Here is a 20,428-nt window from a genome sequence, read left to right as displayed (position 1 = left end):
CGCACTGAAAGGTTCCGGTAGCCACAGACGCTTGTTCGCCACCACCTGCGCGTCGATTCTGACCTGAGCGAGTCGGTCGAGTACGCCTCGCCAGCCCACCATCACGCCACCACAAGGGAGTCCACAGATGACCGATGTCACCGAAAAGCCGCTCACCGTTACGGGTCTGGACATCGTGCCGGTTGCCGGCTACATCGGCGCCGAAGTCCGCGGCGTCGATCTGCGCAACGAGTTGGAGGCCGGTGTCGTGGACGAGATCCGCGATGCGCTGCACACGTACAAGGTGATCTTCTTCCGGGACCAGGAGATCGGCCACGCCGAACAGGTCGCCTTCGCGCGGAAGTTCGGCAAGGTGACTCCAGCCCATCCGCACGAGGAAGAAGCGCCGGAAGGGTTCCCCGAGATCCTGCCGGTCGACAGCCGCCGCTACGAGCGCCACCTGGGCCGGAAACGTACCTCCTACGACAACAGCTGGCACACCGACGTCACCGCACTGGTGAACCCGCCCGCGGCTTCGATCCTGCGGGCACACATCCTGCCGCCATACGGTGGCGATACAGCCTGGACCAATCTCGTTGCGGCGTACGAGAACCTGCCCAAGGATCTACGTGACTTCGCCGACAAGCTCGACATCAGGCACCAGTTCAACACCCGGGCAGTGGCCGGCAGCCAGCGGGACCGCAAGGTGCGCGAGGCAAACCTGGTGACGTATCACCCCGCGGTCCGGGTGCATCCGGTCACGGGGGAGCGCGCACTGTTCGTCAGCCCCGGATTCACCCGCGGGGCCCGGGAGATCCGCGGTTACTCGCCGACGCAGAGCGAGGCGATCCTGAAGCTGCTGTGGGACGAGGCGACCCGCACCGAGTACACCGTCCGGTTCCGCTGGGCGCCGGGCAGCATCGCGTTCTGGGACAACCGGGCCACCGCGCACCTGGCGATCGACGACGCCGGTCACCTCGATTACGACCGGGTGCTGTACCGCGTCACCCTCGAAGGCGATGTCCCCACCGGTGTCGACGGACGTTCGTCCGAGTCGGTGTCCGGCGTGCCGTTCTACGGATCCTGATGACGGTCATCGCACGCTACGGCGATGTCGACGCCGCGCTCGAGGTTCACAACGCCACACTCGCCCTGCAACTCGCGCACCGGTCGGTGCGCAAGTTCAGCGGCCAACCTGTGAGCGACGCGCAACTCTCGGCGCTGGTCGCCGCGGCCCAGTCCGCGGCGACCTCGTCGAACCTGCAGCCGTGGAGCGTGATCGCCGTACGGGATCCGCAGCGCAAGGCCCGCTTGGCGATCTTGGCCAACAACCAGCAGTTCATCAACGAGGCCCCGTTGTTCCTGGTGTGGGTGGCCGACCTGGGGCGTGCCCGCCGGTTGGCGCAGCGGACCGGGGTCACGCTGGACGGCGCAGACTACCTGGAATCCACGATCATCGGTTTCGTCGACACCGCGCTCGCTGCGCAGAACGCGGTGGTGGCTGCCGAATCCCAGGGTCTGGGAACAGTTTTCGTCGGGGCCGTCCGCAACCATCCCGAGGAGGTCGCGGCGGAGCTCGGGCTGCCGCCGCACGCAGTCGCAACTTTCGGGCTCGCGGTTGGTACACCCGATCCGACGGAGAACGCCGGGATCAAACCACGGTTACCCCAGGCTGCCGTGCTGCATCACGAGCAGTACGACGCCGCGGCCGCCGATTCGCATCTGCCCGGCTACGACGAACGACTGGCGGTCTACAACACCCGTTACGGGTTGTCGGGCAGTTGGAGTGAGCGGGTGTTGAGCCGGTTGGCCGGTCCGCACTCGCTGTCCGGGCGGCACCGGCTCCGCGAGCAACTTGAACGGCTGGGGCTCCCGTCGCGCTGACCGGTGTGCCCACCCGGCGAAACCCCCCGTAGGTTGATAACCGTGGATACCCCGATCGCTGTTGTCACGGGGGCGAGTCGCGGCGCGGGCCGCGGGATCGCCGCCGCCCTGCTCGCCTCGGGTTGGCGGGTGTATGTCACCGGACGTACAGTGACCGATCCGGGGGAGGGCGGTATCGCCGTACCCCTCGACCACTCCGACGACGCCGCGGTGGGCGCACTGTTCGAGCGGATCGGCGAGCAGGAGGGCCGGCTGGACCTCCTGGTCAACAACGCCGCCGCGGTCCACGATGACCTGGTCAACCCGAAACCGTTCTGGGAGAAGCCGATCGAGCTGGCCGACGTGCTCGACGTCGGACTGCGTTCGGCCTATGTGGCGTCCTGGTACGCCGCGCCGCTACTGCTGGCCGCCGAGCGCGGCCTGATCGCGTTCACCTCCTCACCCGGCTCGGTCTGCTACATGCACGGCCCGGCGTATGGGGCGCAGAAGGCCGGCGTGGACAAGCTGGCCGCGGACATGGCAGTCGACTTCGCCGATACCGGAGTGTCGACGGTTTCGATCTGGATGGGAATCCTGCTCACCGAGAAATTCAAGGCCGCCTTCGCCGGCCACCCCGGCGCGCTGGCCAAGACCGCCGAGCATGCCGAAACCCCGGATTTCACCGGCTATCTCATCGACGCGCTGTACCGGGACCCGGACCTGGCGCAGCTGTCCGGGCACACGGTGATCGGTGCCGAGCTCGCGACCCGCTACGGCATCACCGACGAAGGTGGCCGGGTGCCCCCGTCGCACCGGGACATGCTCGGTGCGCCGAGAGAACCCAGCTCGGCCGTGGTCAGGTAGTCACCGGCGCCGAAACCCGGTGTGGCTGCGGATCAGTGGCAGCGTCGCGAGCGTGGCGAACCCGGGCGCGGCGTCACACACCTCCGGTACCGCATTGAGGACCTGCATCGCCGTGGCGACGTTGGCTGCCCGCACGTGCTCGGCCATCGTGGCCTCGCGGGTGAAGCTGGCCAGGCTGAAGAAATGGGTCTGCATGGACGGGTCGCCCTCGATGGTCAGCGTCCAGCCGTGCCTGGGCCGGGGCCAGTGATCGGGATACTCGTTGCCGACGGTCCAGAGGGTCTCGATCTCGATGAGTGGCTCGCCGTCGCGAACTCCGACCCAGTTCCACCGCTGCCCGGCCGCGGTACCGGCTTCCAGCAGGTGGTCGAAGATCTGATGGTCGTGGCGTGCGGGGACAGCCTCAACCGACGAGGTGACCTCGTCGATGTCGGCACCCAGTGCGTCAGCCAGAAGCCACACCTGTTCGGTGAAAAGTTCGTTGTTGAACGCCAGGAATTCGGTTGTGTCGACACCGATCTCGTCGACGGGACGGCCGAAGGACATGTTGTCGAAGGTGATGTGGGTGCTGTCGTAATCCGACCAGTCGGCGCGTTCCTGCAGTGTGATCTTGTCGATGCACCGGCTCATGCCCGACAGCACCAACGGCAGGGCACCGGACAGGTTGCCGGGATTGAGGCCACTGCCGTGCACTGTCGTCCCGCCTGCTATGCAGGCGGCCATCAACCGCTCGCGGTCGGCCTCGGGCAGGCGCTGCGGATGGAACAGAAACGCCGTCGTCACCACGTTCTTGCCGCCGGCCAGCAGTGCGCACACGTCGTCGAGGTTCGTGGTCCGCGGGGTGTACACGACGCAGTCGGCCTCCAGATCCAAGATGGCCTGGACATCGTTCGTGGCGCGGAGCCCGATCGGCGCCCGGCCCAGCAGGTCGCCGACGTCGATACCGTTCTTGGCATCCGAATACACCCGAACGCCGACCAGATCGAGATCGGGACGGTCGTCCAGCGTCGCCGCCAGCGTCTCGATCCCGACCGCGCCCGTGCCCCACTGAATCACCCGGTATGTCATCGGGCTATTGAAGCTCAGATGCCGGTGAGATACCGGCGTGTCACGATCTGCTGGAGCAGCCGCGTCACCGGCCCGCCCAACCGGCTCCACCAGGTGGCCGGACGGGAGAACGCAGCCACCTCGGCATGCACGGTGTCGGTCTCCGGGTCGTAGCGGACCGAGAACAACTCTTCGCCCGATTCGGGGTGGCCGGCCAGCGTGCCGTAGGCGAACCCCCGACGGTCGGCTTCGTCGAGCACGTAGACCACCCGGCACGGCGCCGGGATCGGGCCGAGCCCGACGATCAGCTCGGTGCCCTCGGCGGCGGAGTCGGAGGTGGCCCGCACTCGCAGGCCCGCGCCCCGCTGCATGCCCCACCGGAGCACGTCGGCGCCCGCCTGCTCGAAGCGGTCACGGCCGGTGCCGATCACCGCGGAGGACCGGATGTGCCGGTAGCCCGTGGGCAGTTCGCCGGCGGTGGCGCCGACCTCCGGATAGGTCAATGACAGCTCTGCCAGGTCGTGCAGTTTCACGTCACCACCATGGCACTAATACGGTGGCTTCGTGGCCCCAGAAATCGACACCGCAGGCGCGCACCCCGGCGGTGGGTTCAATCCGCCCGACCCCACCGATCGTGGGGGCCCTGATTACGGCCGCTTCATCGAGGCGGTGCGCACGCTGCAGGACCATGCCCGCAGCGCCGACGCGCCCGACGAGGTCATCACCGAGGCGGCCGACCTCATCGAGAAGGTGTCGGCACTGCTGGCTCCGTACGAGGCCGACGAGTGGAATTCGCCGTCGGGCCGCCGGATGGACCTGCCGAACCGCGGCAACGTCAACAACGTGCCGGTGCATCTGGAACGGACTGCCGACAACCAGATCGCCGGAACCGCCCACTTCCGGCGTTTCCACCTCGGCCGCAACGGTGCGGTACACGGCGGCTCGCTGGCGCTGCTGTTCGACTCGCTGCTCGGCTACACCGCTGCCAAACTGACCGGCAGCATGTACCAGCGCACCGCGTATCTACACGTCAACTACCGCAAGATCGCCCCGATCGAGAAGGATCTGCAGGTGCAGGCCGGCATCGACCGCATCGAGGGCCGCAAGATCTTCGTCGCGGGACGACTGCTCGACGGTGACGACGTGCTCGCCGAGGCCGAGGCGTTGTTCGTTCGGCTCAAGCCGGGGCAGCCATGAGCGTTGGCTCCAACCTCGCCGCGCTGAAGCGGCGCTGGGCGCGCTGGCGGGACCAGTTGCGCGCCCGCCCGGCCGCGGAATTCACCTACCGGATCGTCGTCGGCGTCGTCGGTACGCTCGTGCTGGCGGTCGGCATCGTGGCGATCCCGTACCCGGGACCCGGCTGGGCCATCGTGTTTCTCGGCCTGGCGATCCTGGCCAGCGAATTCGACTTCGCGAAGCGGGCGCTGCGTTACGTCCGGGCTCGCTACGACGTCGTGATGGCCTGGTTCGACCGCCAGCACATCGCGGTCAAAGGGGTCAGTGCGGCGTTCACGGGACTGGTCGTGCTCGGCACGCTGTGGCTGTTCGGCGTCGTCGGTTTCGCGGCGGGCCTTGTCGGGTTGGAGCAGGAGTGGCTCAAGAGCCCCATCGGGCTGGGGTCCTGATCAGCAACCCCGATGGCCCACCCCGATAGCATGACAGCGTTCGCACTAGCCCACGCATGGTAGGAGACTCCCCGATGAGCGCCGCCCTCAGCCCAGCCCCCGCTGCACCGATCCGGGTCGCGGCCGGGACGACCGCCGGCGCGGCGGTGCGCGAGGCGGATCTGCCCAGCCGCGGGACCCCCGACGCGATCGTGGTGGTGCGGGACAGCGAGGGGCGACTTCGCGACCTGTCCTGGACCCCGGACACCGACGTCGAGGTGACTCCGGTGGCCGCCAACACCGACGACGGCCGCAGCGTCATCCGGCATTCGTGCGCCCACGTGCTCGCCCAGGCCGTGCAGGACCTGTTCCCGCAGGCCAAGCTCGGTATCGGGCCGCCCATCACCGATGGTTTCTACTACGACTTCGATGTCGCCGAGCCGTTCACCCCGGAAGACCTGCAGAAGCTGGAGAAGCGGATGCAGAAGATCGTCAAGGACGGTCAGCTGTTCTCCCGGCGCGTCTACGAATCCAAGGATCAGGCCCGCGAGGAGCTCGCCGGCGAGCCCTACAAGCTCGAGTTGGTCGACGACACGTCCGGTGACCCGGATGTGATGGAGGTGGGCGGCGACGAACTGACCGCCTACGACAACCTCAACGCCCGCACCAAGGAACGGGTGTGGGGCGACCTGTGCCGCGGTCCGCACATCCCCACCACCAAGTACATCCCGGCGTTCAAACTCACCCGTAGCAGCGCCGCGTACTGGCGCGGTGACCAGAACAACGCGAGCCTGCAGCGCGTCTACGGCACGGCCTGGGAGTCGCAGGAGGCTCTCGACCGCCACCTCGAGCTCATCGAGGAGGCCCAGCGCCGCGACCACCGCAAGCTCGGCGTCGAACTGGACCTGTTCAGCTTCCCTGACGAGCTCGGCTCCGGCCTGCCGGTGTTCCACCCCAAGGGCGGTGTGATCCGTAAGGAGCTCGAGGACTACTCGCGGCGCAAGCACTCCGAGGCCGGCTACGAGTTCGTCAACACCCCGCACATCACCAAGGAGCACCTCTACATCACGTCCGGTCACCTGGAGTGGTACGCCGACGGCATGTACCCGCCGATGCACATCGACGCGGAGTACAACGACGACGGCACCGTGCGCAAGCCCGGACAGGACTACTACCTCAAGCCGATGAACTGCCCCATGCACCACCTGATCTACCGGGCGCGGGGCCGCTCGTACCGCGAACTTCCGTTGCGGCTCTTCGAGTTCGGCTCGGTGTACCGCTACGAGAAGTCCGGCGTGGTGCACGGGCTGACCCGGGTGCGCGGCATGACCCAGGATGACGCGCACATCTACACCACGCGTGAGCAGATGCGCGACGAGCTGACCTCGCTGCTGCAGTTCGTGCTCGACCTGCTCTCGGACTACGGCCTGGACGACTACTATCTGGAGCTGTCCACCAAGGATCCCGACAAGTACGTGGGCTCCGACGAGATGTGGGACGAGGCCACCGAGACCCTGCGCTCGGTCGCCGAGGCCTCCGGTCTGGACCTGGTACCGGATCCGGGTGGCGCGGCGTTCTACGGCCCCAAGATCTCTGTTCAGGTCAAGGACGCGCTGGGCCGCAACTGGCAGATGTCGACCATCCAGCTGGACTTCAACATGCCCGACCGCTTCGAGCTGGAGTACACCGCCGCCGACGGAACACGTCAGCGTCCCGTGCTGATCCACCGCGCGCTGTTCGGCTCGATCGAGCGCTTCTTCGGGGTGCTCACCGAGCACTACGCGGGCGCGTTCCCGGCCTGGCTGGCGCCGGTGCAGGTGGTCGGTATCCCGGTGGCCGACGCGCACGTGGACTACCTGTACGACGTTGCCGCCCAACTGAAGTCGCGCGGGGTGCGGGTCGAGGTCGACGGCAGCGACGACCGGATGGCGAAGAAGATCGTCAACCACACCAACCAGAAGGTGCCGTTCATGCTGCTGGCGGGCGACAAAGATCTGGAGGCCGGCGCCGTGTCGTTCCGGTTCGGTGACCGCACCCAGATCAACGGCGTGCCGCGCGATGAGGCCGTGGAGGCCATCGTGAAGTGGATCGCCGACCGCAACAACGCGGTGCCGACGGCGGACCTGGTACCGGTGGGCTTGTGATGAGCGCTCGCGCGAAGAACCGACGGGTATGCGGATGACGGGGGATGAGCGGTCCATCATCGATCATGGCGTGGGTGAACCCGACCATCTGCAGCGGCTGTGGACACCGCACCGGATGAGCTACATCGTCGACGCGGTCAAGAGCGACCAGAAGGTGGGCTCGGCCGGCTCGTCGCAGCCGTTCACCGACATCCCCGCGATGTCCGACGAGGACGGCCTGATGGTGGCCCGCGGTGAACTCGTGTACGCCGTGCTCAACCTCTACCCGTACAACCCGGGCCACCTCATGGTGGTGCCGTACCGGCGGGTGTCGGAACTGGAGGACCTCACCGAGGCCGAGAGCGCCGAGCTGATGGCGTTCACGCAGAAGGCCATCCGCGTCATGAAGGCCGTGTCGCGCCCGCACGGGTTCAATGTCGGACTGAACCTGGGCACCTCGGCCGGGGGATCGCTGGCCGAGCACCTGCACATGCACGTGGTGCCGCGGTGGGGCGGCGACGCCAACTTCATCACGATCATCGGTGGCGCCAAGGTCATTCCGCAGCTGCTGAGCGAGACCCGGGAGCTGCTGGCAGGAGAATGGGCCCGCCAGCCGTGAGCAATCTCTTCCTGATGAGCCGGGCGGCCTACGTCAAGCTGTCGCGGCCGGTGGCCAAGGCGGCGCTGCGCGCGGGCCTGACCCCCGACATCGTCACCATTCTCGGCACCGCCGGCACGGTGACCGCCGCGCTGACCCTCTTCCCGATCGGTCAGTTGTGGTGGGGCGCGTTCGCGGTGTTCGTCTTCGTACTCGCCGACATGCTCGACGGTGCGATGGCCCGGGAACGTGGCGGTGGCACCCGGTTCGGTGCCGTGCTGGACGCGACATGTGACCGGATAGCCGACGGCGCGGTGTTCGCCGGTCTGCTGTGGTGGGCGGCGTTCGGCATGAACAGTGCGACGCTGGTCGTCGCGCTTCTCATCTGTCTGGTCACCTCTCAGGTGATCTCCTACATCAAGGCGCGCGCCGAGGCCAGTGGTCTGCGCGGCGACGGTGGGATCATCGAGCGCCCCGAACGACTGGTGATCGTGCTGGTCGGCGCCGGCTTGTCCGGCGTGCCGTTCCTGCATGTGCCGTGGCTGCTGCAGGTCGCGGCGTGGCTGCTGGCGGTGGCCAGCGTCGTCACCGTGGCGCAGCGACTGCACGCGGTGCGCACGTCGGAGGGCGCCATGGACCCGCTGCAACCCCCGGGAGCCTCGTGAACATTCCGCTGTCCGGGCAGGTGACCGACCTGGGTTACGCAGCAGGTTGGCAGCTGGTCCGCGCCATGCCGGAGATCGTGGCGCGCAACGTGTTCGACGCGGGTGCCCTCTACGCCTCGCGCGGCGGCGGGCCGAAGCAGCTGCGGAAGAACCTCGCCCGGGTCATCGGGGTGGCCCCGTCCGAGGTGCCGGAGGAGTTGATCCGTGCCTCGCTCGCCTCTTATGCCCGGTACTGGCGGGAGGCGTTCCGGTTGCCGTCGATGGACCTGATCGCCGTGGCCAAGCGAGTCGATGAGGTGTTCATCGGGGCGGACAAACTGAACGCCGCCCACGACGCCGGCCTCGGCGGTGTACTGGCGCTACCGCACAGCGGCAACTGGGACATGGCCGGCGTGTGGCTGGCCCAGCAGTACGGCACTTTCGCCACCGTCGCCGAACGCCTCAAGCCTGAATCGCTGTACCGGCGGTTCATCGATTACCGGGAGAGCCTCGGATTCGAGGTCTTCCCGTTGTCGGGCGGGGAGCGACCACCGTTCGAGGTGCTCTCGGAACGGTTGCGCAACAACATGTTCGTCTGCCTGATGGCCGACCGCGACCTGACCCGCAACGGGGTGGAGGTCGACTTTTTCGGTGAACCCACCCGGATGCCCGCCGGGCCGGCCAAGCTGGCGATCGAGACCGGCGCCCCGCTGTTTCCTGCGCATGTCCACTACGACGGGGACGACTGCGTGGTCGAGATCTTCGACGCGCTCGACACCTCGTCCGGGGAGGTGTCCGTGGTGATCCAGGCGTTGGCCAACCGGTTCGAGGCCAACATCGCCGCCCACCCCGAAGACTGGCACATGCTGCAGCCGCAGTGGCTGGCCGATCTGTCCGACGAACGTCGTGCCCGACTGGGTACCACCTGATGAGCGCTTGCGCGAAGAGGCGACGGAGCTAGCCATGCGTATCGGGATGGTCTGTCCGTATTCGTTCGATGTGCCGGGCGGTGTGCAATCCCATGTGCTGCAACTGGCCGAGGTGATGCGTGCCGGCGGACACCACGTCAGCGTCCTGGCGCCGTCGTCGCCGCACGTGAAGCTGCCCGATTACGTGGTGTCGGGCGGCAAGGCCGTCCCCATCCCGTACAACGGCTCGGTGGCTCGCCTGCGGTTCGGACCGGCCACCCACCGCAAGGTCAAGAAGTGGATCGCCGAGGGCGACTTTGATGTGCTGCACCTGCACGAGCCCAACGCGCCGAGCCTGTCGATGCTGGCACTACAGGCCGCGGAGGGGCCGATCGTGGCGACTTTTCACACCTCCACGACAAAATCGTTGACGCTCAGTGTGTTTCAGGGAATCCTGCGCCCGTTCCACGAGAAGATCGTCGGCCGCATCGCGGTGTCCGACCTGGCCCGGCGTTGGCAGATGGAGGCGCTCGGTTCGGACGCGGTCGAGATTCCCAACGGTGTCGATGTGCCGTCGTTCGCGAATGCGCCTCGGCTCGAAGGCTATCCGCGGCCCGGTCGCAGCGTGCTGTTCCTCGGGCGCTTCGACGAATCCCGAAAGGGCATGCCGGTGCTGCTGGGTGCCCTGCCGAAACTGGTTCGGCGGTTCGGTGACATCGAGATCCTGGTCGTCGGCCGTGGCGATGAGGAGGCGCTGCGGGAGCAGGCCGGCGAGCTCGCCGGGCACCTGCATTTCCTCGGGCAGGTCGACGACGACGCCAAGGCCGCGGCCATGCGCAGCGCCGACGTGTACTGCGCACCCAACCTCGGCGGCGAGAGTTTCGGCATTGTGCTGGTCGAGGCGATGGCGGCGGGGACGCCCGTGGTGGCCAGCGAGCTAGATGCGTTCACCCGGGTGCTCGACGGTGGCCAGGCCGGCCGCCTGGTGCCGGTCGGCGACGCCGACGCCCTGGCCGATGCGCTGATCGAGGTTCTCGGCGACGAGGCGTTGCGCGACCGCTACATCGACGCGGCCACCGAGCGGGTGGCACGCTACGACTGGTCGGTGGTGGCCGGGCAGATCATGCGGGTGTACGAGACCGTGGCGAGCCCCGGGGTGAAAGTGCAGGTGGGCGACTAACCATGTCGACCTGGATCGTGATCGCGGCGCTGGCGCTGCTGGTCGTCCTGTTGCTCATCGGGGGATGGGCGTATCAGACCGCCAACCGACTCGACCGGCTCCATGTGCGCTACGACCTGTCGTGGCAGGCGCTGGACGGCGCACTGGCGCGCCGGGCCGTCGTGGCCCGCGCCGTCGCGGTCGATGCCTACGCCGGGGCCCCCGAGGGCAGACGGCTCGCGAAGCTGGCAGACGCCGCCGAACGCGCCCCGCGGCCGGCACGTGAGGCCGCCGAGAACGAGCTCTCGGCCGCACTGACCGCGGTCGATCCCGCCGAGCTGCCGGTCGCCCTGGTCGCCGAACTGGCCGATGCCGAGGCTCGGGTGCTCCTGGCCCGGCGGTTCCACAACGATGCCGTCCGCGACACCCTGGCGTTGCGGGAACGCCCGATGGTGCGGGCGCTTCGGCTCGGCGGAACCGCCGCACTGCCAACCTATTTCGAGATCGTAGAGAGTCCCGACGCCCAGGCTGTGCCCAACCTGGGGGTGAACCCGGTGAGCCGTCGGACCTCCGCGCGAGTGGTGCTGCTCGACGAGACCGGCGCGGTGCTGCTGCTGCGCGGCAGCGACCCCGCGATCGACAGCCCGGACAAACCAGCGCCCCGGTGGTGGTTCACCGTCGGCGGCGCCGTCCGCTCCGACGAGGAGCTGGTCGACGCAGCGGTGCGTGAGCTCGCCGAGGAGACCGGACTGCAGGCGACACCGGCCGAGCTTGTCGGGCCGGTGTGGCGGCGCGACGCCGTCATCGACTTCAACGCCTCGGTGATCCGCAGCGAGGAGTTCTTCTTCATCCACCGCACCACCCGGTTCGAGCCTTCGGCAACGGGGCGCACGACGCTGGAGCGGCACTACATTCACGGGCACCGCTGGTGCGATGAGACAATGATCGCCGAGTTGGTTGCCGGCGGGGAGGCCGTGTATCCGCTTCAACTGGGTGAGCTGCTGGCTCAGGCCAATGAACTGGCCGAACAGCCGACAGCGCCGCCGGCGAATACGCGTGGAACCGCGCATCGGGAGCTGCAAGCCATCCGGTGATTGCGGATTTAATGGATTTGGCGGCTTTAATAGACTGAATCAGTGGGAATGTGGAGGTGATTGCGATGGATATCGCAGCGCAGAACGGTTCGAGCAACCAGACCGGTACCGCGCGGGTGAAGCGCGGGATGGCTGAGATGCTCAAGGGCGGCGTCATCATGGACGTCGTCACCCCTGAACAGGCCAAGATCGCCGAGGGCGCGGGAGCCGTCGCCGTCATGGCGTTGGAGCGGGTGCCCGCCGACATCCGCGCCCAGGGCGGGGTGTCGCGCATGTCGGATCCCGACATGATCGAGGGCATCATCGAAGCGGTCACCATCCCGGTGATGGCCAAGGCGCGGATCGGACACTTCGTCGAGGCGCAGATCCTGCAGAGCCTGGGCGTCGACTACATCGACGAGTCCGAGGTGCTGACCCCGGCCGATTACGCCAACCACATCGACAAGTGGCGCTTCACCGTGCCGTTCGTGTGCGGGGCGACCAACCTGGGTGAGGCGCTGCGTCGGATCACCGAGGGTGCGGCGATGATCCGTTCCAAGGGTGAGGCCGGCACCGGAGACGTCTCCAATGCCACCACCCACATGCGCAAGATCGGCGGCGAGATCCGTCGGCTCACCTCGATGAGCGAAGACGAGCTGTACGTGGCGGCCAAGGAGCTGCAGGCGCCCTATGACCTGGTGGCCGAGGTGGCCCGGGCCGGCAAGCTGCCGGTCACGATGTTCACTGCCGGCGGTATCGCCACTCCGGCGGATGCGGCGATGATGATGCAGCTCGGTGCCGAGGGTGTGTTCGTGGGTTCGGGCATCTTCAAGTCGGGCAACCCGGCGCAGCGTGCCGCGGCGATCGTGAAGGCGACCACGTTCTACGACGATCCGGATGTGTTGGCCAAGGTGTCGCGCGGTCTGGGCGAGGCCATGGTCGGGATCAACGTCGAGGAGATCGCCCAGCCGCACCGGCTCGCCGAACGCGGCTGGTAAATACCTCCTATGGCGATCGAAGAGATCCTCGACCTGGAGCAGCTCGAGGTCAACATCTATCGCGGCGGGGTGTTCAGCCCGGAGTCGGGCTTCCTGCAGCGCACGTTCGGCGGTCACGTGGCCGGGCAGTCCTTGGTTTCCGCGGTTCGGACGGTCGATCCGACGTTCCAGGTGCATTCCCTGCACGGCTACTTCCTGCGTCCGGGCGATGCCCGGGCACCGTCGGTATACATCGTCGAGCGCATCCGCGACGGCGGATCGTTCTGCACCCGACGGGTCAGCGCGATCCAGCACGGCGAGACGATCTTCACGATGTCGGCGTCCTTCCAGACCGACCAGACCGGCATCGAACATCAGGACCCGATGCCCGAGGCGCCCGGCCCCGACGACCTGCCCGGGTTCCGGTCTGGGGGAGCGTTCGACGACGCCGGATTCGCGCAGTTCGCCGAATGGGACGTCCGGATCGTGCCGCGGGACAAGGTGGCCCGGCTGCCTGGCAAGGCTTCGCAACAGCAGGTCTGGTTCCGCCACCGGGACCCGCTGCCCGACGATCACGTGCTGCACATCTGCGCACTGGCCTATATGAGCGATCTGACCCTGCTGGGTTCGGCCCAGGTCAACCACCTCGACGTGCGCAAGCATCTGAACGTGGCCTCACTGGACCACGCCATGTGGTTCATGCGGCCGTTCCGCGCCGACGAATGGCTGCTCTACGACCAGTCGTCACCCTCGGCGTGCGGCGGGCGTTCGCTGACCCAGGGCAAGATCTTCAACCGCTACGGCGAGATGGTGGCCGCGGTGATGCAGGAGGGACTGACCCGCTACCAGCGCAACTTCACGCCACCGGAAGGCTCGTGAGCCCCCGGGTCGGGGTGCTCGCGCTGCAGGGGGACACCCGCGAGCATCTGGCTGCGCTGCGTGAAGCGGGTGCCGAAGCAGGCACCGTGCGGCGACTTTCCGAACTCGACGCGGTCGACGCCCTGGTGATCCCCGGTGGGGAGTCCACCGCGATGAGCCATCTGTTGCGCGAGTTCGAGCTGCTCGAACCGCTGCGGGCGCGCATCGCGGCGGGATTGCCCTGCTACGGCTCGTGTGCCGGGATGATCCTGCTGGCCACCGAGATCAACGACGCAGGCACGCCCGGGCGGGAGGCCGTTCCGCTCAAAGGCATCGATATGACGGTGCGGCGCAATGCTTTTGGCCGTCAGGTCGATTCGTTCGAGGGTGACATCGACTTCGAAGGTCTCGACACTCCGGTCCATGCGGTGTTCATCCGGGCACCGTGGGTCGAGCGGGTCGGGCCCGATGTCAAGGTATTGGCCCGCGCCGCCGACCACATCGTCGCGGTGCGTCAGGGCTCGATGCTGGCGACGTCGTTCCATCCCGAGATGACCGGGGACCGTCGCATCCACAAACTGTTCGTCGATTCGCTCTGACCCAGCAAACCCACGGCGGCCGCATAGCTCAGTCATAGCCGGCACCGACTTAATGGACGTGTGACGACGACGCTTGACGAGGCCTGCGCCGAGCCCGCCCAGGAAACCCCGCCGGCTGCCCCGCGATTCGATCGTGAGCGCCTGGGCTTGGCGGCCCTGCTGATAGCCACCGCCGTGGCCTACCTGTGGAACATCACCGTCAACGGGATGGGCAATGAGTTCTACGCCGCCGCGGTTCAGGCCGGTTCGACCAACTGGGAGGCGTTGCTGTTCGGGTCGCTGGATCCGAACAACTTCATCACCGTGGACAAGCCGCCGGTATCGCAGTGGGTGATGGCCCTGTCGGGTCAGCTGTTCGGGTTCAGCAGCGCCAGCATGCTCATCCCGGAAGCGTTGATGGCCGTCGGCTCTGTCGCGCTGCTCTACGGGGCGGTGCGCCGGATCAGCGGACCCCGTGCCGCGCTGCTGGCCGGTGCCGCCCTGGCGCTCATGCCGGTGACGGCGTTGATGTTCCGGTTCAACAATCCCGATGCGGTGATGGTCCTGTTGATGACGGCTGCCGCCTACTGTGCGGTGCGCGCGCTGGGACAGAACGGCGCCCGCTGGATGGCGCTCGCCGGTGTCGCGCTCGGGTTCGCGTTCCTGGCCAAGATGCTCGAAGGGCTGATGGTGATGCCTGCCATCGGGTTGGTCTATCTGGTGGCCGCACCCGTCACGGTCCGCCGCCGGCTGCTGCACCTGCTGGGCTCGCTGGCCGCGTTCCTCGCATCGTCGGGCTGGTTCGTGTTGCTCACCCTGGTGTGGCCGGCCTCGTCGCGGCCTTACCTCGCCGGGTCCACCGACAACAACTTCATGAATCTGGTGTTGGGCTACAACGGATTCGGCCGGGTTCTGGGGCACAACCACTACGGCACGCACGTCGACGTCGATCCGGTTGCCTCCGCCGGGCAACAGCACGGTTTCGGCGGATTCGGCAACCAGACCCAGGGCCTGCCGCGGTTGTTCACCGGCGAATTCGGATTCGAGATCGGCTGGCTGGTGCCGACGGCCCTGCTCGCGGTGGTGCTGGTGCTCGTGTCGCGCGGTCGGGCGCCACGCACCGACATCGTGCGGGCCGGCGCCATCCTGTTCGGCAGCTGGCTGGTGATCGACGGTCTGGTGCTGAGCTTCATGAAGACCAACGTGCACCCCTACTACTGCCTGTCCCTGGCTCCGGCCGCGGCGGCGATGTTCGCGATCGGCATCCACGAAATGTGGCACCGGCGCGAGGGCCGCCTGGGCCAGATCGGTTTGGCCACCATGCTTCTGGGCACCGGGGTGTGGAGCTTCTGGATCCTGGCCCGCAACGCGTCCTGGCTGCCGCCGCTGCGGTGGGCGATCCTGGTGGTGACGGTGGCGGCCACCGTCGGCCTGCTGTGGGCGCTGCGTGGCGGGCACCGGACCGCGGCGACCGTCGCGCTGGCCGCGGCACTGATCGGTGGACTGGCCGGAACGACCGCCTACACGGTGGCCACCCTGGGGCAGCCGCACACCGGAGGCGGCCCGAGTGTCGGGCCGCCCGATCCCGACGACAGCCACGGGCACAGCTGGCACTCCGACAATCCCGAGGTCAATGCGATGCTGCGGGCCACCACCACCAAATGGTCGGCGGCCATCAACCGGTCCGGGGCCGCGTCCGGTCTCGAATTGTCCACCGACACAGCGGTCATGGCGATCGGTGGCTTCACCGGAAGCGATCCCGCGCCGACGTTGGCGCAGTTCCAGACCTATGTCGCCGACCAGCAGATCACCTACTACATCCTCCCGGAACCCAATAACAAGGAGCACGGGTTCTTCGGCAACAATTCCCACACCGACATCTCCGACTGGGTGAAGGCGAACTTCACGTCGACCAAGGTCGGTTCGGACACGGTGTACGACCTGCGCGCTCCGCTCAAGAAGTAGCCACCGCGCACAGCGATTCCGAAACCTCCCACAGCTTCTCGGCGCGGTCGGGATCGGTCGCATAGGGCTCGGCATCGGAGCGCACCGCGCAGTCCGCCAGGTACAGCCCGCCACGGCCGTCGAGGTCGGCGCTGACGGCCGCCCACACCTGGGTGGCGGCACCCTGCTCGGGCGTCGACACCTCAATGGCGTGTGAGGGGGCCTGGCCGCTGACCGCGATCACATCGTCGCGGGACATGTGCCGGGCCAGGTTGGTGGCCACCATTCCCGGATGCACGGCGAACGCGTGGATGCCCCGGTCGCGAAGTCGGTGGTCGAGCGCGACGGCATGCAGGATGTTGGCGGTCTTGGCTGCGCCGTAGGCGGCGAACTTGTCGTATTCGCGGCGATGCCAGTTCGGATCGTCCAGATCGACTTCGCCGAGACGATGGCCCTCGGAGGAGAGATTGACGATACGGGTGCCTTCGACGAACTGTGGCTGCAGCAGGTTTGTCAGCGCGAAGTGGCCCAGATGGTTTGTCCCGAACTGCGTTTCGAACCCGTCGACGGTGCGGCCGAACGGGGTGAACATCACCCCGGCGTTGTTCATCAGCACGTCGATCACCGGGGCGAGCTCGGTGATCCGGGATGCGGCCTCGCGCACACTGGCCAGTGAGGCGAGATCGACGACGACGCCGGACAGATGCGCGTCGTGCACCTCGGCGTGGATGGCGGCACGGGTCTCCGAGAGTGCGGCGGCGTTGCGGGACGCCAGCACGACGTGCGCCCCGGCCGACGCCAGGGCCCGGGCCGACTCGCGACCCAGCCCCGACGTGGCGCCGGTGATCACGCAGGTCTTACCACGCATACTCATCGGTTGGCGCCCTCGACGATGACACCCGCGGCCTGCTCCATCGGCTTGATGACGGAGGTGAAGTCGGATTCGGCGCCTTCGGTGCGAAGCGTCTGCTCCCAGATCCGTTGCACCGTCTCGGCCATCTCGACCGGCAGACCCAGCGACGTGGCCTCAGACAGGTACAGCTCCACGTCCTTGGCCATCAATCCGGTGGCGAACCCGTAGTCGAAGGTGCGGGGGAGTACCGCACGCGGAAACTTGTCGCGGCTGGCGTGTGTCCCGCCGGATCCGGCGTTCAGCACGTCGATCATCACGTCGGCACTCAGCCCCGCCTTGACGCCCATCACCATCACCTCGGCGGTCGCGGCCAGGGTGGTGGCGGCCATCAGGTTGTTGATCAGTTTCATGGTCTGCGCGGCGCCGGGCTGTTCGGAGACGAAGATCGCCCGGCCCAGCACCTCGAAAACTGGTGCCAGCGCGTCGAATTCGGTCCGTGCTCCGGACACCATCACCGCCAGGGTGCCGGCCTGGGCGCCGTGCATTCCGCCACTGACCGGGCTGTCCAGGGCGGCGATACCCCGTGCGGCGAGTGTTGCGTGATTGCGTTGTGCGGCCCCGCCGCCCACGGTGGACAGGTCGACGAAGCGCCGGACCCGGGACCCGGCCACGACGTCGGCCACCACGGATTCGGACGCCTGCGGGGTCGGGAGGCTGGCGAGTACCGACTCGGTGCGGTCGGCCACGTCGCGTACCGAGTCCGCCCGCGAAGCGCCCAGTGTGGTCGCCCTGGCCAGGACATCGTCGCGCACGTCGAAGGCCACCACCGGAAATCCCGCCGCCAGCAGTCGTTCCATCATGGGCCACCCCATGTTGCCCAGGCCGATGAAGCCGATCGGCTCACTCATCGGCTGCCGGGCTCTCGTCGAGTTCGGCGAACACGGCGCGGGCTGCCCGGTTGCTGTCGACCGCGGCCGGGATGCCCGCGTAGATGCCGACCTGCAGGAAGATCTCGCAGATCTCCTCGCGGGTCACCCCGTTGGTGAGCGCGCCCCGGATATGGGTGCTCAACTCGTTGGGCCGGTTCAGCACTGCGATCATCGCGAGGTTCAGCATGCTGCGGGTCTTCAGTTCCAGGCCCTCGCGCCCCCACACCGCGCCCCAGCAGTATTCGGTGACCAGGTCCTGCAGCGGTTTGGAGAAGGCGTCAACGTTCCCGGCCGCATTGCGGACATACTCCTCGCCGAGGACGGCGGTGCGGATCGCCAATCCCTTGTCATACGTGTCTTGATCCATGGCATGCCTTTCAGTAGCGCGGGCAGATCACAGCGCCACCACGACGGTCTTGGTGGCGGTCACGGCATCGAGTGCCTCATAACCTTTTTCGCGGCCGTATCCGGATTTCCTGAAGCCGCCGAACGGGAGCTCGACGCCGCCGCCGGCACCGTAGGTGTTGACGTACACCTGCCCGGCGACCACGTCGGCGGCAAGTCGGTGGGCCCGGGACAGGTCCCGCGTCCACAACGCAGCCAGCAACCCGTACTCGGTTCCGTTGGCCAGCGCGAGCGCCTCCTGCTCGTCGTGAAAGCTGTTGACGGTCAGTACCGGGCCGAAGATCTCCTGCTGGGCGATCGGCGAGGCGGGATCGACACCGTCGATCACGGTGGGGGCGAAGTAGGCGCCGTCGCCGAGTTCCTGGTCCTGCGGGGGCGCACCGCCGCACAGGATCTCACCGGTGGCGGTGCCCGACACCAGATCGGTCACCCGCTGCTGCCTGCGGGAGATCAGCGGACCCAGATCGCGATCGGCGATCCCGGGCCCGATGCTGACCTGCCGGAACCGGTCGAGCACCAGCCCAAGGAGCTCGTCGTGCACCGCCGTATCGACGAGCAATCGCGATCCGGCCGAACACGTCTGCCCGGCGTTCTGCAGGATCGCCCTCGTGATGAAGTCGGCCGCGCGGGGCAGGTCTGCATCGGCGAAGACGATCTGTGGGGATTTCCCGCCGAGTTCCAGCACCACCGGAACCACCCGGTCTGCGGCGGCGTGGGCGATCTCGGAGCCGACGCGGGTCGACCCGACGAATCCGATGGCATCCACCCCGGGGTGTGCGGCCAGTGCGGCGCCGGCCTCTGCGCCGATCCCGGTGACCACGTTGACGATCCCGGCAGGTAATCCCACCTCGACCGCGAGGCGGGCGAACTCGACTGCGGTGCGGGGTGTTTCATCGGCGGGTTTGAGCACCACGGTGTTGCCCGCGGCGATCGCCGGTGCCACCGCACGAGCGAGCAGCTGCATCGGGTAGTTCCAGGCGATGATGTGGCCCGTGACCCCCAACGGCTCGCGGCGGGTGTAGACGTGCAGGTCCTCGGTCAGCGGGATGGTCTGGCCGTAGTAGCTGTCGATCGCGTGGGCGTAGAAACGGAAATACCGTGCGGCCACGGCGATGTCGGTACGGGCCTGGCTCAGCGGTTTGCCGGTGTCCTCACATTCCAGCAGCGCCAGTCTCTCCCGGTGGCCGTCGATGACGTCGGTGACCGCTCGGTCGATCTCGTCGGCGCCGCCGCGTGCCACCGCTCCGATCGACCGCCCCGTCGCGGGATCGATGTTGTCGTACTGCTGGGACGAAGGCACCGACGCGCCGTCGATGAATGATTCGGTCATCGCGGCCGTACCCCGTCGAGGAACAGCCGCACCAAGATCCGCATGCGCTTGTCCAGGTCGTCGGGATCCCAGGTCACGCCCCAGAGAGCACCGGTGGCGGGTCCGCCGACGACCATGCTCAGAAACGCCCCTCCCACCACGGCGGGGTCGTCGATCTCGATGATTCCGGCCTCGGCGTGGCGGGCGAGGACCTCGGCGATGAAGGTCAGAGCCGGCATGGTGCCCTGGTCGTATACGAGCCGGAACAGGCGCGGGAAGCGGTTGCCTTCCGCGTTGAGGATGCGCTGCAATGCGACGCCGGCCGGACTGGTGATGCCCGCCAACCGGATCCGGCCGATGGCGAGCAGCGTCTCTTCCAGGTCATCGGTCTCGGCGGCACGTAGCGTCTCGATCGGGACCAACCACCGGTCCACCGCACGTTGCACCGAGGCCTCGAACAGGGCGCACTTGTCGGGGTAGAGGCCATAGATGGTGCGCTTGGCCATGCCCGCGGCGGTCGCGATGCCGTCGATGGTGGCGCGCTCGAATCCATTCTCCAGGAACACTTCCAGCGCGCAGTCGAGCAACTCGACGTGGCGCTGTGCGGCCTGCTCCCGGGTGGGGCGGCCCACTTGACGAATTCGGTCCACGGCGCCACAGTAGCAGTAATGAAACGCATTAGGTGCTATTAATCGGGAGTTCTCCCAAATTCG

The 20,428-nt window shown here is 67.6% G+C and carries 22 protein-coding genes; 15 read left to right on the top strand and 7 right to left on the bottom strand.

The genetic code is table 11. The features are described from left to right. Window positions 1–127: 127 nt before the first annotated feature. From AC4ELH_RS10215 to AC4ELH_RS10205, 3 genes are read left to right on the top strand one after another with little or no spacing between them, the layout of a single operon-like run. The gene (locus AC4ELH_RS10215) at window positions 128–1,066 is read left to right on the top strand and encodes a TauD/TfdA dioxygenase family protein (protein ID WP_448446445.1); all 939 of its coding nucleotides are present in this window, start codon (window positions 128–130) and stop codon (window positions 1,064–1,066) included. Beyond that, window positions 1,066–1,863: an NADPH-dependent oxidoreductase gene (locus tag AC4ELH_RS10210; RefSeq protein WP_064879269.1), complete on the top strand. Its 798-nt coding sequence runs from the start codon at window positions 1,066–1,068 to the stop codon at window positions 1,861–1,863. Before AC4ELH_RS10215 ends, AC4ELH_RS10210 begins: the two co-directional genes overlap by 1 nt. Before the next feature lie 42 nt (window positions 1,864–1,905). Then, on the top strand, window positions 1,906–2,706 hold the full coding sequence (locus AC4ELH_RS10205; RefSeq protein ID WP_448446447.1) for an SDR family NAD(P)-dependent oxidoreductase: 801 nt from the start codon (window positions 1,906–1,908) through the stop codon (window positions 2,704–2,706). Here the strand turns inward: AC4ELH_RS10205 and AC4ELH_RS10200 are convergent, their stop codons facing one another. Further along, complete coding sequence (locus AC4ELH_RS10200; RefSeq protein ID WP_498884346.1) at window positions 2,707–3,774, bottom strand: NAD(P)H-dependent amine dehydrogenase family protein; 1,068 nt, start codon at window positions 3,772–3,774, stop codon at window positions 2,707–2,709. It abuts the gene before it with no gap. 14 nt (window positions 3,775–3,788) lie between these two features. Next, window positions 3,789–4,286 carry a DUF1990 domain-containing protein gene (locus tag AC4ELH_RS10195; RefSeq protein WP_498884344.1) on the bottom strand — a complete coding sequence of 166 codons (498 nt, stop codon included), beginning with the start codon at window positions 4,284–4,286 and terminating at the stop codon, window positions 3,789–3,791. A gap of 31 nt (window positions 4,287–4,317) precedes the next feature. On the opposite strand from AC4ELH_RS10195, the gene AC4ELH_RS10190 reads away from it, so the two are divergent. From AC4ELH_RS10190 to AC4ELH_RS10135, 12 genes are all read left to right on the top strand, one after another. Continuing rightward, window positions 4,318–4,950 (top strand): PaaI family thioesterase, encoded by a 633-nt coding sequence (locus tag AC4ELH_RS10190; RefSeq protein WP_064879274.1) that lies wholly within the window; start codon window positions 4,318–4,320, stop codon window positions 4,948–4,950. Beyond that, window positions 4,947–5,378 carry a TIGR02611 family protein gene (locus tag AC4ELH_RS10185; protein ID WP_135360772.1) on the top strand — a complete coding sequence of 144 codons (432 nt, stop codon included), beginning with the start codon at window positions 4,947–4,949 and terminating at the stop codon, window positions 5,376–5,378. Before AC4ELH_RS10190 ends, AC4ELH_RS10185 begins: the two co-directional genes overlap by 4 nt. Window positions 5,379–5,452: 74 nt before the next feature. Then, entirely contained in the window at window positions 5,453–7,501 is a 2,049-nt protein-coding gene (gene thrS, locus AC4ELH_RS10180) for a threonine--tRNA ligase (protein ID WP_498884342.1), read from the top strand. 28 nt (window positions 7,502–7,529) lie between these two features. Beyond that, entirely contained in the window at window positions 7,530–8,099 is a 570-nt protein-coding gene (locus AC4ELH_RS10175) for an ATP adenylyltransferase (protein WP_498884340.1), read from the top strand. After that, window positions 8,096–8,743 (top strand): phosphatidylinositol phosphate synthase, encoded by a 648-nt coding sequence (gene pgsA / locus AC4ELH_RS10170; RefSeq protein WP_064886627.1) that lies wholly within the window; start codon window positions 8,096–8,098, stop codon window positions 8,741–8,743. Before AC4ELH_RS10175 ends, pgsA begins: the two co-directional genes overlap by 4 nt. Further along, the gene (locus AC4ELH_RS10165) at window positions 8,740–9,651 is read left to right on the top strand and encodes a phosphatidylinositol mannoside acyltransferase (protein ID WP_064886621.1); all 912 of its coding nucleotides are present in this window, start codon (window positions 8,740–8,742) and stop codon (window positions 9,649–9,651) included. The genes pgsA and AC4ELH_RS10165 overlap by 4 nt, the downstream gene beginning before the upstream one ends. A gap of 34 nt (window positions 9,652–9,685) precedes the next feature. Further along, the gene (locus AC4ELH_RS10160; protein ID WP_064886620.1) at window positions 9,686–10,810 is read left to right on the top strand and encodes a glycosyltransferase family 4 protein; all 1,125 of its coding nucleotides are present in this window, start codon (window positions 9,686–9,688) and stop codon (window positions 10,808–10,810) included. 2 nt (window positions 10,811–10,812) lie between these two features. Further along, on the top strand, window positions 10,813–11,883 hold the full coding sequence (locus AC4ELH_RS10155; protein ID WP_064886619.1) for an NUDIX hydrolase: 1,071 nt from the start codon (window positions 10,813–10,815) through the stop codon (window positions 11,881–11,883). Window positions 11,884–11,948: 65 nt separating this feature from the next. Next, window positions 11,949–12,860, top strand: a complete 912-nt coding sequence (gene pdxS / locus AC4ELH_RS10150) for a pyridoxal 5'-phosphate synthase lyase subunit PdxS (RefSeq protein ID WP_064886626.1) — start codon at window positions 11,949–11,951, stop codon at window positions 12,858–12,860. Between the two features lie 9 nt (window positions 12,861–12,869). Further along, window positions 12,870–13,718: an acyl-CoA thioesterase II gene (tesB, locus tag AC4ELH_RS10145; protein ID WP_064886618.1), complete on the top strand. Its 849-nt coding sequence runs from the start codon at window positions 12,870–12,872 to the stop codon at window positions 13,716–13,718. Next, window positions 13,715–14,296 (top strand): pyridoxal 5'-phosphate synthase glutaminase subunit PdxT, encoded by a 582-nt coding sequence (pdxT, locus tag AC4ELH_RS10140; RefSeq protein WP_064960876.1) that lies wholly within the window; start codon window positions 13,715–13,717, stop codon window positions 14,294–14,296. The genes tesB and pdxT overlap by 4 nt, the downstream gene beginning before the upstream one ends. Window positions 14,297–14,356: 60 nt before the next feature. After that, a complete protein-coding gene (locus AC4ELH_RS10135) occupies window positions 14,357–16,240 on the top strand; it encodes an ArnT family glycosyltransferase (protein WP_448446458.1) in 1,884 nt (627 codons plus the stop codon). Here AC4ELH_RS10135 and AC4ELH_RS10130 read toward each other — a convergent pair. Genes AC4ELH_RS10130 through AC4ELH_RS10110 form a run of 5 tightly spaced genes read right to left on the bottom strand, consistent with a single transcriptional unit; the run spans window position 16,230 to window position 20,365 of the window. Next, the gene (locus AC4ELH_RS10130; RefSeq protein ID WP_498884337.1) at window positions 16,230–17,093 is read right to left on the bottom strand and encodes an SDR family NAD(P)-dependent oxidoreductase; all 864 of its coding nucleotides are present in this window, start codon (window positions 17,091–17,093) and stop codon (window positions 16,230–16,232) included. The two genes, AC4ELH_RS10135 and AC4ELH_RS10130, sit on opposite strands and share 11 nt — an antisense overlap. Then, a complete protein-coding gene (locus AC4ELH_RS10125; RefSeq protein ID WP_498884335.1) occupies window positions 17,090–17,980 on the bottom strand; it encodes an NAD(P)-dependent oxidoreductase in 891 nt (296 codons plus the stop codon). Before AC4ELH_RS10125 ends, AC4ELH_RS10130 begins: the two co-directional genes overlap by 4 nt. Then, the gene (locus AC4ELH_RS10120) at window positions 17,973–18,368 is read right to left on the bottom strand and encodes a carboxymuconolactone decarboxylase family protein (protein WP_064886613.1); all 396 of its coding nucleotides are present in this window, start codon (window positions 18,366–18,368) and stop codon (window positions 17,973–17,975) included. The genes AC4ELH_RS10125 and AC4ELH_RS10120 overlap by 8 nt, the downstream gene beginning before the upstream one ends. A 27-nt stretch (window positions 18,369–18,395) precedes the next feature. Next, a complete protein-coding gene (locus AC4ELH_RS10115) occupies window positions 18,396–19,736 on the bottom strand; it encodes an aldehyde dehydrogenase family protein (RefSeq protein WP_498884333.1) in 1,341 nt (446 codons plus the stop codon). Then, window positions 19,733–20,365: a TetR/AcrR family transcriptional regulator gene (locus AC4ELH_RS10110; RefSeq protein WP_448446466.1), complete on the bottom strand. Its 633-nt coding sequence runs from the start codon at window positions 20,363–20,365 to the stop codon at window positions 19,733–19,735. The genes AC4ELH_RS10115 and AC4ELH_RS10110 overlap by 4 nt, the downstream gene beginning before the upstream one ends. Window positions 20,366–20,428: the final 63 nt, after the last annotated feature.

It is taken from the genome of Mycobacterium shunyiense (genome assembly GCF_058270075.1).
This window is presented reverse-complemented; position numbering and strand designations above follow the sequence as displayed.